Below are 15,936 nucleotides of genomic sequence, written 5' to 3'. Positions count from 1 at the left end.
CCGCTTTTTCCGCATCAAATGCCTCGGAATCGCGTTCCAACAAACAGGACTTCGACACTTTGGCCTCCACAGCAGCGACACCGCTGGTCAAACCAGCACGCAAACCTCCCCTGCCGGCGCTTACGGGTATCCGCACCCTGCTCGCCTTCAACATCGTCCTGTTCCACTTCACACCGCCCTATCTCGGGCCGCTTCGGCCTTTTGTCGAACATGGGTTTGTCTTCGTCAACGTATTCTTTCTGATCTCAGGATTCGTTCTCTCCTATAACTACTTCGATCGCGGTCGTAGTCTCGTAAAGCGGGACTTCTGGATGGCTCGCTTCTCGCGGCTCTATCCTGTCTATCTGCTCGTCCTGCTGATCTCGTTTCCGATGCTCCAGCTGGAATGGCACTCGAGATCCCCGACAGAGTTCTGGCAGGGTCTCATCCTGACCCCGCTGCTGCTGCAGGGATGGAGTCCGTCGCTGGCGACCTTCTGGAACACCGTCGCCTGGACGCTCTCGTGCGAGATGGCCTTTTATCTCCTTTTTCCCTGGCTGATCCTGCTTCCGTGGCCGCGCAAGCCGTCGCGCCTGATCCTCACGATCCTTGTCTTCTGGGTTGTCGATCTCAGTCCGGTCGTCTTTTATCTGTTGCTGAACCCGGATCATCTCTCCGGCCCTGTCGACCGATACACGTCAACAACGTTCATCCGATTTTTGAAGTACACTCCGCTGCCCTATGCGCCCACATTCTTATCTGGAATCGCGCTATCGCGCCTGCAGCTAACGACTGTCCTCTCGGAGCGCAGACGGATGTTGATTGCAGCGGTTGCGCTGAGCGGGCTGGGGCTGTTCTTCTTTCTGATGTCTGAGAGAGTTCCGTACCTGATTCTGCATGGCGGACTTCTATTACCGCTCTTCGCCGCCCTGGTCTTCGGTCTCAGCGGACGGCATGCAATCTCAAGGATCTTCTCCTGGGGCCCGCTGTTGCTTGTAGGAGAGAGCAGCTACTGTCTTTACCTGCTTCACTTCAATGTCTACCTTCTGATCCACGATCATCATCTGCCGGAGCGTCTTCACGTTGCCGCCTTCGATCCGTGGATCTCCTATGCGGCTCTCATTGCGATCTCGGTTGTCATCTACAAGTTCTTCGAGAACCCCGTTCGCAGGGCGATCCTCGACCGCTTCCCTCCATCTTCGCGTCAGAAGGCCGCTTGAAAGCAAAGGCCTCGCCGAAGCGAGGCCTGTTGCTGTGAATTGTCCTACATGCTGCTAGGGATTCACGACCTGGGTTGCGTGCGATCCATTGGCAACTGCTACGACGCAGGTGGGAGTTCCGCTGGCCGGAAATGGCGTGTTCTGCACGTTCTGCAGTCCGCCATTGTGTGAGTCAAGCTTCAGGCCGCTCGTCGTGTTGTCCAGGCTATTAGCGCTGTACATGTAGATGCCAAGTGCCGGCTCGATCGAGAGACAGTTCGGTCCGGTACCTACTGTGGTAGAGCTGGATCCGACGGAGGCGCTGGGGGCACCGGTTGGCTGGTCGATCGCATACGCGCTGACGGTGTTTGCGTTGTAGTTTGCAACGAACAAGTACTTTCCACGTGGATCAACGGTCACCGCAACCGGGAGCAGACCGGTCGCAAACGGAGAGTTCTGCATGGGCTGCAGCAGACCACCCGAGATGATGATGTTGCCGTAGAGCTGATTGGTCGCACGGTCGGTCACGTAGAGAAAGCGTGATGCCGGATCAGAGGCGATAGCGCTGGGGCTGGTTCCCGCTCCATATCCAGTCGCAACGGATTTTCCGGTGCTGTCCACTGAAAGTTTAGTGTTCCCGATGGGAGTCAAGCCGCCTGTGCTGCTGTTCTCGGAGAACGCCAGAATCCATCCCACGGCAGAACCTGAGGTGGTAGCCGGCTCCGCATCGAGAATATAGACGTACTGGTTGAAGTTCGTAACGTTTACGTCGACGGGGTTATTCCCAAGCACCTGGACAGTGGGATTGCCCAGCGAGTAATCGGAACTGACCGGGAAGATATCTACACCACCGGGCCCGGGATTCTGAGCCGAATATCCGGCCTGATAGGTGAACGTAACATAGAGGAACTTGCTGGCCGGATCTATGGCCATCGACGTCGGATGGGATCCCGTCGCGTAGGTGTTCTTCGACGTCAGTTTGCCGCTTCCTGAGTCAACGACAAACTGCTGAATAGTGGAGTCGTTCTGGTTGAGAACATAGATATTGAGACCGTCGGGGGAAGCAATGATCTTAACCGGATTGTTACCGGCGGCGACTGGTGATCCGGCGATCGGAACAAGAGCGCCGGACTGGTAGTCCACACCATATTCATTGATGCCTGCACCTGCGGCGGTTGCATAGACGTATGCGACCGTGTAGTCACGCGTACAGGCAGTTAGGCCCAATGCACCGGTCAGCAGCAACGCCGAAGCGATCCGTGAAATCACCGAAGACTTTCTGGAAGACGCGGCGGTCTTCTCTCCGGGCGTCGAATCAAAGATCTTTCCTGTCAAGCTCATCCTTTTCCTTCATCCGGCGGGATCGCACCGCCTTGCATCATTCTAACTTCACAGCCAAACGGTAATTAGCGCCCTGGAATCGTGGGCACGACCACCAGGCAGGAAGGTAAAGCATTCGCGCCAAACGGGGTGTTCTGAACCTGCCTGAGTCGACCATCGGAGGCATCCATCTGCAATCCGGAGACGCTGTTGCTCAGGGCATTGGAGGCATAGGCATAGATCGCATGAACTGGATCACCCGTACTGGGAGCTCCGATCATGCCGATACATGTTGGGCCGGTGCCGACCTGCACCGTTCCGGAGACCGTGGAGCGGATCGGTTCGCCATTGGTCCCGAGAGTATATCCATCAATCGCACCCGCACCGGAGCTGGCAACGTAGAGATATTTGCCAGTCAGGTCAAGAGTCATTCCTGCAGGGCTCGCATCGGTGCTTGCCGTCGCAATCAGGCTGGGTATACCGCTGGAAGAGACGGTGTATGCCATCACGTCGTTCAGAGCCAAGTCTGTGACGTAGAGATGAGTTCCCGAGCTGTCCGCCAGAATGCCGGCCGGAGTTCCGCCAGAGGGAAAGCCTGTCGAGACTACATTGCCGGAGTTGATCGTGACTCCTGGTAGCGGGGTCAAAGCTCCGCTGGTTGGATTCTGCGCAAATCCGAAGAGGTTCGCCGAGGTTTCTCCGTCCTGAGCGACGACATAGACGAAATGATTCGGGCTGGTCGCGGAGATCTTTACCGGGCTTCGTCCCAGATTGAACGTTGCAGGTGCAGCCAGAGTGCCATCCGAGTTGATGGGGAAGATCGTTACGCCGCCGGGTCCAGGATTCGCCGGTGTATAGAGCTGTTGCTGGCTTCCATCCGGAAGAATCGTGTTCTGGTACGTGTAGGTGACGTAGAGGAACTTTCCGGCAGCATCGATAGAGGCATCGGTCGGAAAGCTTCCAGTGACGTTATAAGTCTTCTGGGGATAGAGCTTTCCGTCGGAACCGATAAGGAAGTGCACGACATTGGAGTCGTCACGGTGGATGACGTAGATGCTTCTATGATCGGGGGACGCCACTACCGTTACAGGATTCTTTCCTCCAGAAGGCAGAGGAGAGTTTGCGAGCTGAACAAGGTAACCCTGCTGGTAGTCGACCTTATAGCCGTTGACCAGACCAGAGGTTCCTGATGCGGTGGTCACGTAGACATAGCCGACGGTATAGTCGCGGCCACACGCCGTCAGGCCCAGCCCCATTGCCAAAGACACGATTGAGGCTAATGCTCCGCGGCCCATCTTCTTCAACCTCATGCGCTTCCCTTACTCCAAATGCCAACCGATTTCCAAGATAGAAGAACCGGTAATCTCATCCTGCTCCCGCTCGAGATGAGCGAGAGCAGGTCGGTCTTGTGGGCCGACAACGGGTGCCGGCTAATTGACGTTCGGGCTGAGAGCCATACATGTTGGCTGCCCCACCGTCGGGAATGTCGAATTTCTCGGCAACTCTCTTAGCTCGCCGGAGTTCGAATCTACTCTCTTACCTGTGATCGTTCCATCGATATTGTTGGAGGTGTAGGCCCACTGGTTGGTGGGATCTTCCACCATGCAGACTGGTCCCGCACCCACCGCATATGGATTGCCCGCTGCCGGGCTGCCACCAGTTCCGAGGAACTGCAGCTTTCCAGTGGTGGGATCGATCGTGAATGCCGAGATTGAGCTCGCCTTGTTGTTCGGGTCGAGGGATGAGCGATTGAGAACGTAGAGCGTCTTGCCCTTGTTGTCGACCATGGAGTAGACCGGGTTCGAGGTCAGCGGAAGATTGTTGACCGGGCCTCCCGTCAGAGTATTGAGCGAGCAGGCCGAGGATCCGGTGCCAACGGTGTAGGGAAGAATCCTGCCGCCAGGGCTATCCGAGGTTGCAGCAGCATCGGTCAGATAGACATAAGTCCCGTTGGCGGTGATCGACGTAAGATTGCCGGCGCCGGTGGCGATGGTGGAGTTCGCCGTGATCGTGAGTTGCCCGTTGGCTCCGACCGCATACGGGTAGACGGTCTGGTCGCCTGTATCCAGCGTGAAGACGCAGCTACCAGAGGTTCGCAGCATGGTGGGCGCAGGGCCAACCGGGAAGAAGGTCAGCTGCGTCTGGTTGCTGTCCTTGATCTGCTGGTTGGGAACCAACTGCAGGCGGCCTGTATTCGGGTCGATTGCGAATACCGTGATGTCACCAAGGTGGTTGGGATTCGGGTACTCCGGGTTATCAGGGTAAAGCGAGTCGAGCACATAGAGGTAGTTGCCCGTACTGTCGACCGTAGCCCATACCGGAGTATTTCCCCGGCTGGTGTAGCTCTGCTGGAAAGTCAGAACGCCATCACCACCGACGCTGAAGAGCGCGATATTTCCAGGTGTCGCAGGGGTTGTGCCGTTGGCTACGACACCCTTATTGATGACATAGAGGTATCTTCCGCCCGGCTTGAGGGCGACCGAGATGGGGTTGGTACCGTTGGAACTGAACGGCGATCCCACCACCTGGGTCAGATTGCCCGAATAGTTATCGACCTTGAATCCTGCGACCTGGTTGTATTGTGTGCCAAGCACCCAAAGATATGCCACCGTGCCGCCACCGCACGCCGTCATGCCCAGACCCATTGCAACGGACACTACCAAGGCCATTGATATCCGGCCAATGCTGCTCAACCTCATGCGTTTCCTTAATTCTCGCCGGCATCGAATGCTTTGATGCCGCGTATTGCGAGCAAATCTTTAGGGATAAATTCCTTAGGACATTGTAGAAGGTGAGGCGACTTTGTGCCACTTCCGGGGGATCGGAATCCCGCAGAAAACAAAAAGCCCAGCCAGTTTGTGACTGGGCTTTTCGCCCGAGTGCGGTTTGTTACCAGACACGGCAGGCATTGGCTGGCATCATCGGCTGGCCAACTTTACAGCCGAAAGCTTTGCCGAACTCATCGAAGTTCTGCACCGCACCATTAGTCCGCCAGCGTCCCGAAGAGTGCGGGTCCGTCTTAGCCCGGAGCCGGGCAGCCTGCTCAGTCGTGTTCTCGCACCAGACCTGTCCGAAGCCCAGAAAGAAGCGCTGCGCGGGAGTATAGTTGTCGACCTTCGCAGTGGTTGAAGCATTCTGTTCCGCGAGCGTGCTCATCAGGGCCTGGTAGGCGATACGCAGGCCACCGTTGTCGGCGGTGTTCTCTCCCAGAGTCAGCTTCCCGTTCAGGTTCTGGCCGGGAGCGACTTCGAAGCTGCTGTACTCTTTGACCTCGCAGTCGGTGCGCTCGTTGAACCTGGAGCGGTCTTCGTCGGTCCACCAGCTGCGAACGTTACCCTTCGGGTCGTACTTGCTTCCCTGGTCGTCGAACCCATGGGTCATCTCATGCCCGATGACAACCCCGATCCCTCCGAAGTTGACCGCGGGATCAGCCTTGAAGTCGTAAAACGGGGGCTGCAGAATTCCTGCCGGGAAGTTGATGTCGTTCTGAGGCGGGTTGTAGTAGGCGTTGACTGTCGGAGGTGTCATGATCCACTCTTTTTCGTCCACCGGCTTGCCGATCTTGGCCAGATCGCGGCGGTCGTTGAAAGCGGAGATCTGCTGCGCATTGCCCACGGGATCATTCCGATCGATCTTCACAGAGGAGTAGTCCCGCCACTTCTCCGGATATCCAATCTTGTCGCGGAAGGCGTCGAGCTTCTTCCTGGCTTCGACTTTGGTGGCATCGCTCATCCAGTCGAGATGCTGAATGTCCTGATCGAGCGCAACCTCGAGCGCCTTGACCAGCTTTTCCATGCTGTCTTTCGCTGCCGGGGGAAAGTTCTTGGCTACCCAGTCCTGGCCTACCGCCTCACCGAGGGCTCGGTCTGTCGCCTGAGTACAGCGCTTCCAGCGAGGTGCAAGCTCCTTCTGCCCAGCGAGGGTCGCTGCATAGAACTGAAAGTTCTCCTGGACGAAGGGATCACTTAAATTAGCTGCATACCGATGGATGGTGTGCCAGCGCAGATAGCTCTTGAGCGCGTCTACCGGAGCAGAGTCGATCTGCTTGTTCATGGCCTTGAAGAAGTCGGGGGCTACAACATTGACGGTCTTGAGACTGCCCTGCTTCTTGGCGGTGAAGTAAACCTTCCAGTCGAAGTCGGGCGTGAGCGATTGAAGCTCTGCAATTGTCATCACGTGATAGACGTTGGCAGGATTGCGGCGATCCACGCGAGACATTGAGCCTTCTGCGAGCGCGGTTTCGATGGCCAGAACCTGCTGCGCCTCTTTTGCGGCCTGGTCGGGGTTATCCCCTGCCAGGGTGAACATCTTCGTCATGTGCTCCAGATACTGAGCGCGAATCTTCTTAGAGCGGTCATCCTGGTTAAGGTAGTAGTCGCGATCGGGAAGACCGAGGCCGGCCTGATCGACTTCGCCGATCTGCTGAGTCGAGTCCTTCTGGTCCTGATCGGACCCAAAGGAGAAGAGATAACCGACGGCGAACCTGTCCTCCATCTGGCCGAACAAAGTCGCAAGCTTGCTGCGATCGTTCCATCCGGCGATTGTCTGGAGCATAGGCTGAATCGGTTTCGCACCCAGGCGATTGGCAAGGTCGGAGTTCATACAAGCGGCAAAGAAGTCGCCGTATTTCTTCTGCAGCGGCGTCTTCGGCGCGTCGGCTGCCGCCTTCAGATCGGTATAAAGCAGATAATTGTTGTACTCGGCCAGCTCGTTGAAGCGACCCCAGCGGGTCTGATCGGCAGGGATGGGATTGTTCTTGCGCCAGTTGCCACAGGCGTATTGATAGAAATCCACGCAGGGATCGGCCGATGTGTCGATGGCCGAGAGATCGAAGATCACGGGTTTCTTGGGCGCATCTTTTGGCCCGGAGATGTCTTCCGCCTTCACACAGGGAAGACAGAGGAGCATTGCCACAGCGGGCAGCAGAAGTTTAAAGCGAATTGCGATCATGGCTCTCCTCGACAGGACACAGGTATGACAGATTCATCGCCACACTACTCTCCGCTTAAAGCAAAGAAGACCTGCCGACCGGGAGATGGCTGCCGCTGAACCTATCCCTTAGAAGATTTTAAGATGAATCGTCAGATACTTCTTGGGATTCTGCCGCACGGCGGTTACAAGATCAGAGCTGTTCGTCAACAAATTGTTCATGTTGGTATGCAAGGTATCTTCGGTGGCCAGCTTGCCTAGAGTTCCCCGCCCCTGGTTGATGCCGCTGACGAGATGATTGACCTGGGTGAACGTGTCATCCAGCTGCTCCCGGAACTTCGGATCTTTCAGCAGGAGGCCGAGGCCGCCCTTGCCAGCGTCAGCGTCGGTCATCAGGGAGTTGGCGTGCTTCAGGGTGGAATTCAGGTTGTCGTACAGCGAAGGATCTTTCAGCAGCTTGCCGGCCGTACCGTTCCCGCGATCAAGGTCGTTCGCAATGTTCGCGAGCTTGGCTGTCGTGTCATTGAGACGGTTGTAGAGGGAGTCGTCGTTCACGAGCTTGCCGATGGTTCCCTTGCCGTTGTTCAGATTGACCGTCATCTTGTGAAGCTCATCCACGGTGCCGTTGAGCTTGTTATACAGATCGGGATTATTGATGAGCTGGCCGATAGACCCCTTGCCCGACTGAAGGTTATCGACGATCGAGTTCATCTTGGCGAGGATAACGTTGAGGCTCTCGATGGTTCCCTGGCTTGCCTTGACGACATCGGTCAAACTTGGCGTTTCGAGCGTCTTCAACTCATCGCCGTCCTGCAGCGGAGGCCCCACAGCGAACTGACTGTTGATATCGACCACCGTATCGCCGAGGACACCAATGGTGGTCAAAGATGCTTTGGAATCCTTTTTCAACTCTTCGCCGTACTTCTCGTTCAACTTCATTACCACTCTGACCGGCGTCAACTTGCGGTCAGGGCTTGCGATGACTGTGACAGTTTTGACCGTGCCGATGGTCACACCCTGCAGGTTTACAGCTGCTCCCGGCTTCAGGCCGGCGGAGTTCTCAAAGTAAGTGGTGATGGTGAGCTTGTGCGAGAGTATGCCGAGACCTGCCGAACTCGTCATCAGGAAGAGAAGAGTGACCAGGACTACGGAAGCCACCAGGACGATCAGGCCCACCTTCAGTTGTGACCACCTCACCTCCTGCTGACTCGGCATAGCTCTCCTTGAAAATCGGCCTTCCCCATCCTGCGATGAATGAGGTCATCTACCTACTTGCATGACAGATGTCTGATAGTTCAGAGGATACATTACCTGTTTCCCCTAAAGCATGGATGCGGAGTCTGAAGGCATGGATGCAGGAGTTCGGGGCATGGAGATCAACTTCTCAGCGTTTGCCCCCAAGGGGGGAATCCTGGTTGTTGAAATCGGTGGAGACCAGTTCCGTGGCAGAATGGCGGGGCCGGTGAGGAGTGGGTACAGATGGAGGGGGGTCGAGGCGATAGAGGATCATCAGATTCCGTTCTGGATCATCCATTGCCGGGAAGGAAGCTACACGCCTGAGCCGGTACAGCGGGGTCAGGGCATCCATCTTGTCATCGTCGACCTCGTTCCAGGCCACATACCACCCCGGATGGTATGCCTTCACTCTCTCTGAGAGGTCCATTGTGCCGAAGTCGTCACAGATGGAAGGCAGTCCTGTCATCAGGGACAGGTCCGACCCACTGATAGAGAGTACAAGTGGGCTGTGGGTGCGGTCGGAGTCCACGATCCGGCGAATTTGCTCGGCGGCGGCTGAAAAGCTGTATTCCGGATGAAGGACGTAGCGGAGAGTCTGCCGCGCATCCAAGACGGCCATTGTGATGAGAACGGCGACGCAGGCTGCAGCAGCTGAGGCTCCCGCGAAGCTCCTCCAACTGAGAGCGCGAAGCGCATTCTCCAGGACAATGACAGCTATCAGTGTCACCGGAACCACGATCACGAGATAGTACCGGGGTTGGAGGTTGTTGTGATAGATGATGAACGCGAGATATCCGGCCGCCCAAAGAAACAGCGCCGGCAGCAGAGGATTTTTGAGAAGGCGGGGTCGAATGACGAGAGCAAATACGGTTGCGGCGATCGCCAAGGGGTAAAGGATCTGCCCGAGCCAGAGTCCATCGACGAAGCTCTGCTGGAGGACCTCGAACATATTCTGAGCGGTGACTCCGGTGTAGGCGTTCGCCGAAAAGAGATATCGATAATCTTCCAGGAAGTGCGGCCGCACAGCCATTCTGTAGTACAGGGCCCAGAGCGAGATGCCGACTACCGTTGCCGGAACCACCATCTCTAACGCGGCGCGGAGACGGTAGCTACAGCGAGCGAACAGGAGCCACGCTATAGCGGGAAGGAGAAAAACTGCTGTGGTCTTTGTGAAGACCATCAGAGGCAGAAGTATCCCAAGAGTGAAAATCGCGAGAAACCTTCCGTTCCGTCCACGGTTTCCGGATCCCACCTCACTCTGGACCGGGGCGTACGAAATACACAACAGGGTCAGGAGCATGAGGAGAATCAGCATCGGCTCGAGGATTGCCATGCGACTAAATGCATAGCAAAAGGGGCTGACTGCCAGCAGAAGAACGGCGCCTGCAGGTGCCAAAGACCTGCTTCCATCCGGCCACTGCAGTTGTTGCCATCTCCGGACCAGGAGATAAACCGATATCAGGATCAGAGCGAAGATGGCTACGGCGAGGCCACGCGCAGCAATTACATTGACCCCGGTGAAGTGAAAGATGACGGACTCGAGTACTGGCCAGGCCGGAAGGGCTGCCGCCGGATTGAAGTCGCCGGGCACGTACCAGTCGCCCCGCTGGAAGTGACGAATGGCCGCGTCGCCATACCATCCCTCATCGGTGTACTTCGCCCAATCCATCCATGGCGAGTGATTGGGAAAATCTGCACGAAGGTGGAGAGCATGCAACGCCAGGAAGACGGCCGCCACTGCAAGCAGCAACGTTTCCAGGATGTTAACGGTCGACCAAGGGCGCCCTGACCGAGAGCCACAATCAGAATCGTTTGTGGAGTGTGTCATCAACGTGGTGTCCTGAGGCTGAATTTGCTCCTCTATGGGACCACCGGCCACCGGCTCTAGCCACGGTACCGTCACCTGTCCATCTCCGAGGATCGAAAATCTATAGGATGCAGGAAAGTGACCTTCACGGCAGCACTATTCGTAGGCCAGCGCGTCGATGGGATCCTTGCTGGCGGCCTTGTATGCCGGATAGATCGCACCCAGCAGCGCTCCGGTAAAAGCAATCGCAATAGACTTCCATACCCAAGGCAGGTCGATCACAAAGTCCAGGGTTGGAAAACGCGCACTCAAGGCGGAGCTCAGTAGGAAACTTGACGCCACCCCGAGAGCTATTCCTGCGGCAGCGATCAGGGCCGTCTCGCGAAGCACGAGAGAGACGATATAGAGGCGCGAAGCCCCCAGAGATTTAAGAATTCCAATCTCCCGCGTCCTCTCCATCACAGCTGTATACATCGACTGGAAGATCACCAGAAAACCAATTACAAGTGCAATTCCAACAACGACCTTGATGGCCGTGCTCATGTAAGGCAGCTTGGTTGGAGAGATCGCTGAAAGAAATTCTTCGGCTGTTCGCACGTCATATTGATTCATTCCGGGGGTGGCGAGGATCGCTTTTCGCACATCCTCCTGATACCGCGGAGGATCGTCCGTCCTCAGATAGAACATGGAGGCCTTACCTTCGGTTCCGTTGAGCGAACCCAAGGTATTGATGGGAACGAATTTCCGTCCACCCTTGCCGTGTTCGACGATGCCGCAGATCCGGAAATCGTGGTTCAGGATCTTCATTGTGTCCCCAACCTTCTTCCCGGTAGCCGAGTAGTCGTCGATGATCACATCATCTGGCCCCTGGAATGGACCGCCCGATAGATAAGTAAACGGAAGAAGATCATTAAAACTCTTGTAATCAATTCCATAGATACTGTCGAGCGACCCGGTGAGCGTCATATTTACCGGAGCTGCAACCGCAACATGAGGGATCTTCGCCAGAACGTCGGCGACCTTGATGGAGGCTCCTGCCGCACTCATTCCCAGGAAATTGTTGGTCGTAGCCGGGCGAACGATCATGTCCATGCCGATCCCGTTCTGACGCGCCTTGAATCCGCTGATCTTGCCCAGCAGGATGGCCGTAATTGAGAGGATCATGATGACCTCGATCGCAATTGCAAGCGCGCTGATCAGAGATCGGAGAGGACGGTGAACAAGGTTGCCGACGACGAGTTTATTCATGCACTTCCTAGTGTATGGCAGGAAGGCCTTCTACCGGCAGCGTCAGGCCTGCGGCAGCGAACGGATACGAGGCGGTACAGGGCGTACTGCAGGTCGAAGTGGCAACTGAGACCGTTGCGGCCCTCTGATCAGAACTCCCAGAATAGGCATCACATAGGCAGATGCCAGTGCGGCGAAGACAACTCCGAAACCGACGTACCCGATGGAATAAAAGAGTCCTGCGAGGCCAGATTCCGGTGCTGTGTGGGCAAAATAGGCTGTGACAAGAAGCCCCCATGGCGATCTCCGTGTGTCTCCGCAGAGGGAGTCGAAGGCGATGAAGAGCAGAATCCAGATGAGAGGTTGCCAGAAGAAGACACCGAACCACCGGCCGATGTGAAACGCCTCCCCGGATGGACTGAAAGAGATGCCCGTCGTCACGTCATCCGCAGCGATCATCCCCATCTGGCGAGCATAAAGGTTGCCGAATTTGATAGTTGGCTTATCGGGCCAAAGGAATCTGGGGACGAGGTTTTCAACGCCGACAATCAGGGGAAGCGTACCGATAACGCCTGCGTTCTCGGTCAATGCATGAAGATTGTCATCTGCGGTGAACATCTGTAGACGGTCCATCAAACCCTGGGGAGTGTTGAAGTAGCCGTGACGATCTTCGGCCAGTTGATCTGCGTTAATCTCCTCATATTTTGTGCGAGTCCCCTCCGGATCGCTCAGAAGATCAACGATGATACGGGTGCGTGCTGCGAGAGAGGGTTCATAGAAGTTTCTCCCGTACTGCGCGTATGGGACCAGGTAATGAACCATGAGATACAACGTAAGGAAAAGACCCAGAAGGTGGAAGCGCGAGAACCGATAGCCCTGAGAGGCAGCCGCAATCAGCCAGCAGGCAATTGGAGTGAAGAGTCCCTCCTTGGAAAAACCGAGGATCCCCTGCATGAAGATACCCAGCATTCCGACCAATGCCGGAAGATTCAGGCTCTTCCTTCCACCGCTGCGACGCACCGCGCATATCACGCCCAGGATAATGGTCATGGGCAGAAACCGGTTAAGCTGGCCCACTGCGCTAAGAAGCCCCCCCGGTGCCGACTCGAAGGAGAACAGTAAAACCGTGATTGCCACTCCTGTCAACATACAACCGTACGTGGCCTGTTCTATGTTCGCGTCCGTGATGAAGGAACCGAGGAAAGGGCGGCGGCGGGTAAACCTCCGACTGACGGCGACGGCAACCCACATAGCGGCAATGCTGCCCAGGTAGACTTCCATCGTCAGAACCGGGTTCGTGAGATTGGAGTCAGCCGGCTCGCCCAGAACCGCCTTCCAGACGAGTCCGACAATTGCGACAAGAGTTGCGTAGAAGAAGACGTAGGATCCGGAGGGGCGCGAAAAACCTCCAGCGAGATTGAATGTGGCCCCCGCGACAACTACAAACAGCAGAGCGCACAGCGCGAAGATTAGTGATGTTCCCTGATAGACCTCCACGAGGAACAGCAGCATCGCGAAAATGGTCACTCGAGAAAGAGGAATATGAACTGGGAACGGTATCCGCACTCGTGTTCTCTTGGCCCCTTTAGGAGATCTTATTGCGCATATATAGGGAAGACATCAGACGAATCCCTCTATGAGACTCGAGGCCGGTGCGGATGCTGGACGGACTTAGCCATGATAGAGGTTCGCTAAATGGCCCGTCAAAAGCCGCTCACAACTGGAAAATGATGTAAAAACCGCCAAATTGAGTGATCCCGAATTGGTACAAAGGTTCTAACCACTTTGATTCCAGTAACCTAGAAGCCACGAGTTTCTTTGACATCAGGAAAACAGGGGAATATCCTGCCCAAAACCGCGAATATCGGGAAGAATTAGATCAATTCTGACGGGAAACGGAGCGGAATGGAGCAATTCGGCTGTGATCTGCGGACGGAGCGCGAGAGAAGACGGATTACCCTGGACACCATTTGTGAGGTTACAAAGGTCTCGGTTCGTCATCTGGAGGCCCTCGAGTCTGGAAGGTATGCTGACCTTCCCGGCGGAGTCTTTCGCAAAGGAATCCTGCGCAGCTACCTGAGTGCGGTCGGGCTGGAAGAGTCCGGCTGGATAGAACGGTTCGACGCGGCCCTGCGCGAGACGGTGCCTGCAAACGAGCAGGAGGGCTGGAGCGAGTTTGCTGAGAATGTGCGGCGAAACCGCTCCGGTCGATCAATGTCTCAGATCGACTCGCGCTGGCTCGGCGTCGCTGTAATGATCGCCGCCTTATTCGTGCTTGGCTGGGGAGTATGGAAGTTCGTCCTCCACGGCCGAATCTTCCTATAAATGCCGCCCGTCATGTCCCTAAAGCCCCGCCAGACAGCGAATTACAAGAAAGATTCTTGACAAACAAGCATTGACATTGCCCGCTACAAAGAATTAACTCAACGTCAGACAGCGGGCGTTAGCGGTAACGCGCACACGCTGCCCTATTTAGTTAGTAGAAAAATGGACCGGCCAATGAGCCGGATCCGCAGTACACCTTTTAGGAGACAGTGATGACGGGATTCAGGCTTTTTGCCTGTCGCGCGATGATGCTCATCGCGGTGACAGTCACGGCACTGGGCGCACACAACATGTGGGCTCAGAATGTATTGGGAAGCATCAGCGGAAATGTCACTGATGTAAGCGGAGCCGCTATCAGCGGAGCCAAGGTCACGATTCTGAACACCGATCGGAATCAGGTCGTTCGGACAGTTACGACCAACAACAGCGGAAACTATGCGGCTCCCACCCTTCCTTTAGGCAATTACAAGATCACCGTTTCCGCATCAGGTTTTGGCGATCAAGTCATCACCGGAGTCGTGCTCCACGTCAATGATGCTCTGTCCGTAAATGCCAACCTTCATCCGGGAGCGGTCCAGCAAGTCGTGGTCACGGCCGATGCTCTGGCGATCAATACAGAGAACGCCACCCAGGCGGGTCTGATCAACGGGACCCAGGTGCGTGAACTTGTTCTCTCAAGCCGCAACTATGAACAACTGGTCGGACTGCAGCCTGGTGTGGCGTATACAGGCGGCGACCAGATTTACATCGGTAATTCCAGCCCCAATGGCGCTACCAACGTTGTGAACTTCTCGGTCAATGGATCAAGAACCAGCGGAAATGCGTGGACGGTTGATGGTGCTGATAACGTGGACCGTGGATCGAACTACACCCTGCTGACCTATCCTTCGGTCGACGCAATCGCCGAGTTCAAGACGCTTCGTGGAACCTATGAAGCGGAGTTTGGCCGGTCGGCAAGCGGACAGGTCAACGTTGTCACCCGCTCCGGAACCGACAAATTCCATGGCACGGCTTATGAGTTTGTCCGGAATGACATCTTCAATGCAAACGACACCCTCAACAAGCTGACCACGAGCCCCTCGGGTGCAACAAAGGCCACCTCGTCGCGCAGCCTTCTGCGCTATAACGATTTTGGCTACACCATCGGAGGCCCTGTTTGGCTGCCCAAGGTCTATGACGGCCGCAAACACGGGACGTACTTCTTCTTCTCGCAGGAGCTGCGCCGCGTAATCACCTACAAGCCGGTGACCCTGGTGGGCGTACCGAGTTTGAACGAGCGCGGGGGTATCTTTACCCAGCCAGTCTGCACCGCAGCAAATACGGTCCAGTCCACGGGCAAATGCACCAACGGAGGAACGAAGACGGTCGCAGTCACAAGCCCTCTTGCCCAGGCTTATCTAAAGGACATCTACTCTCACGTGGGGGAGCCCGATCCTACGACCGGGACCCTGGTGACGCCACCGCAGCGCAACGTCTTCAACGGCAACCAGCAGATTGTTCGCATCGACCAGCAGGTAGGACAGAAGCTGAACGTCTTCTTCCGCTTTATTCACGACTCGATCCCGACCCAGGAGCCGGGCGGCCTCTTCCAGGGCACCGGCTATCCGGGCGTCAACACCACCAATACGAATGCGCCGGGCAAGATCTATCTCGCCCATGCGACCTACACGCTGACGCCCAGCCTATTGCTGGACGGCGGTTACGCTTACTCCTATGGCGCACTGCTGAGCGACCCGGTGGGACTCGCCGCCAACGCCAACTCACCCGACATCCAGCCCAACCTTCCGTTTGCTTCGACGCTTCCGCGCGTTCCGGGGCTCACGTTTACCGGCGGCACGGCGATCGCAACCTACGGGCCCTACCGCGACTACAACAAGAATCACAACATCTTTGTGAATGTGACAAAGCTGGTCG

The 15,936-nt window shown here is 56.2% G+C and carries 11 protein-coding genes; 3 read left to right on the top strand and 8 right to left on the bottom strand.

Going from position 1 to position 15,936, the window contains the following annotated elements; genetic code table 11:
* The first annotated feature begins 59 nt into the window (after nt 1-59).
* Nucleotides 60-1,199 (top strand): acyltransferase family protein, encoded by a 1,140-nt coding sequence (locus JAO29_RS17970; protein WP_334269640.1) that lies wholly within the window; start codon nt 60-62, stop codon nt 1,197-1,199.
* Between the two features lie 54 nt (nt 1,200-1,253).
* On the opposite strand, the gene JAO29_RS17965 is transcribed toward JAO29_RS17970, so the two are convergent.
* The 8 genes from JAO29_RS17965 to JAO29_RS17930 form a co-directional block, all read right to left on the bottom strand.
* Entirely contained in the window at nt 1,254-2,519 is a 1,266-nt protein-coding gene (locus JAO29_RS17965; RefSeq protein ID WP_334269639.1) for a lactonase family protein, read from the bottom strand.
* 65 nt (nt 2,520-2,584) lie between these two features.
* Nucleotides 2,585-3,808: a lactonase family protein gene (locus JAO29_RS17960; protein ID WP_334269638.1), complete on the bottom strand. Its 1,224-nt coding sequence runs from the start codon at nt 3,806-3,808 to the stop codon at nt 2,585-2,587.
* 120 nt (nt 3,809-3,928) lie between these two features.
* Nucleotides 3,929-5,167 carry a lactonase family protein gene (locus JAO29_RS17955; protein ID WP_334269637.1) on the bottom strand — a complete coding sequence of 413 codons (1,239 nt, stop codon included), beginning with the start codon at nt 5,165-5,167 and terminating at the stop codon, nt 3,929-3,931.
* A gap of 220 nt (nt 5,168-5,387) precedes the next feature.
* Nucleotides 5,388-7,448, bottom strand: a complete 2,061-nt coding sequence (locus JAO29_RS17950) for a M13 family metallopeptidase (protein ID WP_334269636.1) — start codon at nt 7,446-7,448, stop codon at nt 5,388-5,390.
* Between the two features lie 108 nt (nt 7,449-7,556).
* A complete protein-coding gene (locus JAO29_RS17945) occupies nt 7,557-8,642 on the bottom strand; it encodes an MlaD family protein (RefSeq protein WP_334269635.1) in 1,086 nt (361 codons plus the stop codon).
* A 169-nt stretch (nt 8,643-8,811) separates the two neighbouring features.
* Entirely contained in the window at nt 8,812-10,413 is a 1,602-nt protein-coding gene (locus JAO29_RS17940; RefSeq protein WP_334269634.1) for an ArnT family glycosyltransferase, read from the bottom strand.
* Between the two features lie 213 nt (nt 10,414-10,626).
* A complete protein-coding gene (locus tag JAO29_RS17935) occupies nt 10,627-11,718 on the bottom strand; it encodes an ABC transporter permease (RefSeq protein WP_334269633.1) in 1,092 nt (363 codons plus the stop codon).
* A 42-nt stretch (nt 11,719-11,760) separates the two neighbouring features.
* Nucleotides 11,761-13,209 carry a hypothetical protein gene (locus tag JAO29_RS17930; RefSeq protein ID WP_334269632.1) on the bottom strand — a complete coding sequence of 483 codons (1,449 nt, stop codon included), beginning with the start codon at nt 13,207-13,209 and terminating at the stop codon, nt 11,761-11,763.
* Between the two features lie 393 nt (nt 13,210-13,602).
* On the opposite strand from JAO29_RS17930, the gene JAO29_RS17925 reads away from it, so the two are divergent.
* Nucleotides 13,603-14,022, top strand: coding sequence for a helix-turn-helix domain-containing protein (locus JAO29_RS17925; protein WP_334269631.1), 420 nt, complete (start codon nt 13,603-13,605; stop codon nt 14,020-14,022).
* Nucleotides 14,023-14,234: 212 nt separating this feature from the next.
* Nucleotides 14,235-15,936 (top strand): TonB-dependent receptor (locus tag JAO29_RS17920; protein WP_334269630.1); only part of this gene is annotated, 1,702 nt, incomplete at its 3' end.

Source organism: Edaphobacter sp. HDX4, assembly GCF_036877565.1.
GTDB lineage: Bacteria > Acidobacteriota > Terriglobia > Terriglobales > Acidobacteriaceae > Edaphobacter.
Note: the sequence above shows the minus strand (reverse complement) of the source record. Positions and strands in the feature narration are given on the sequence as shown.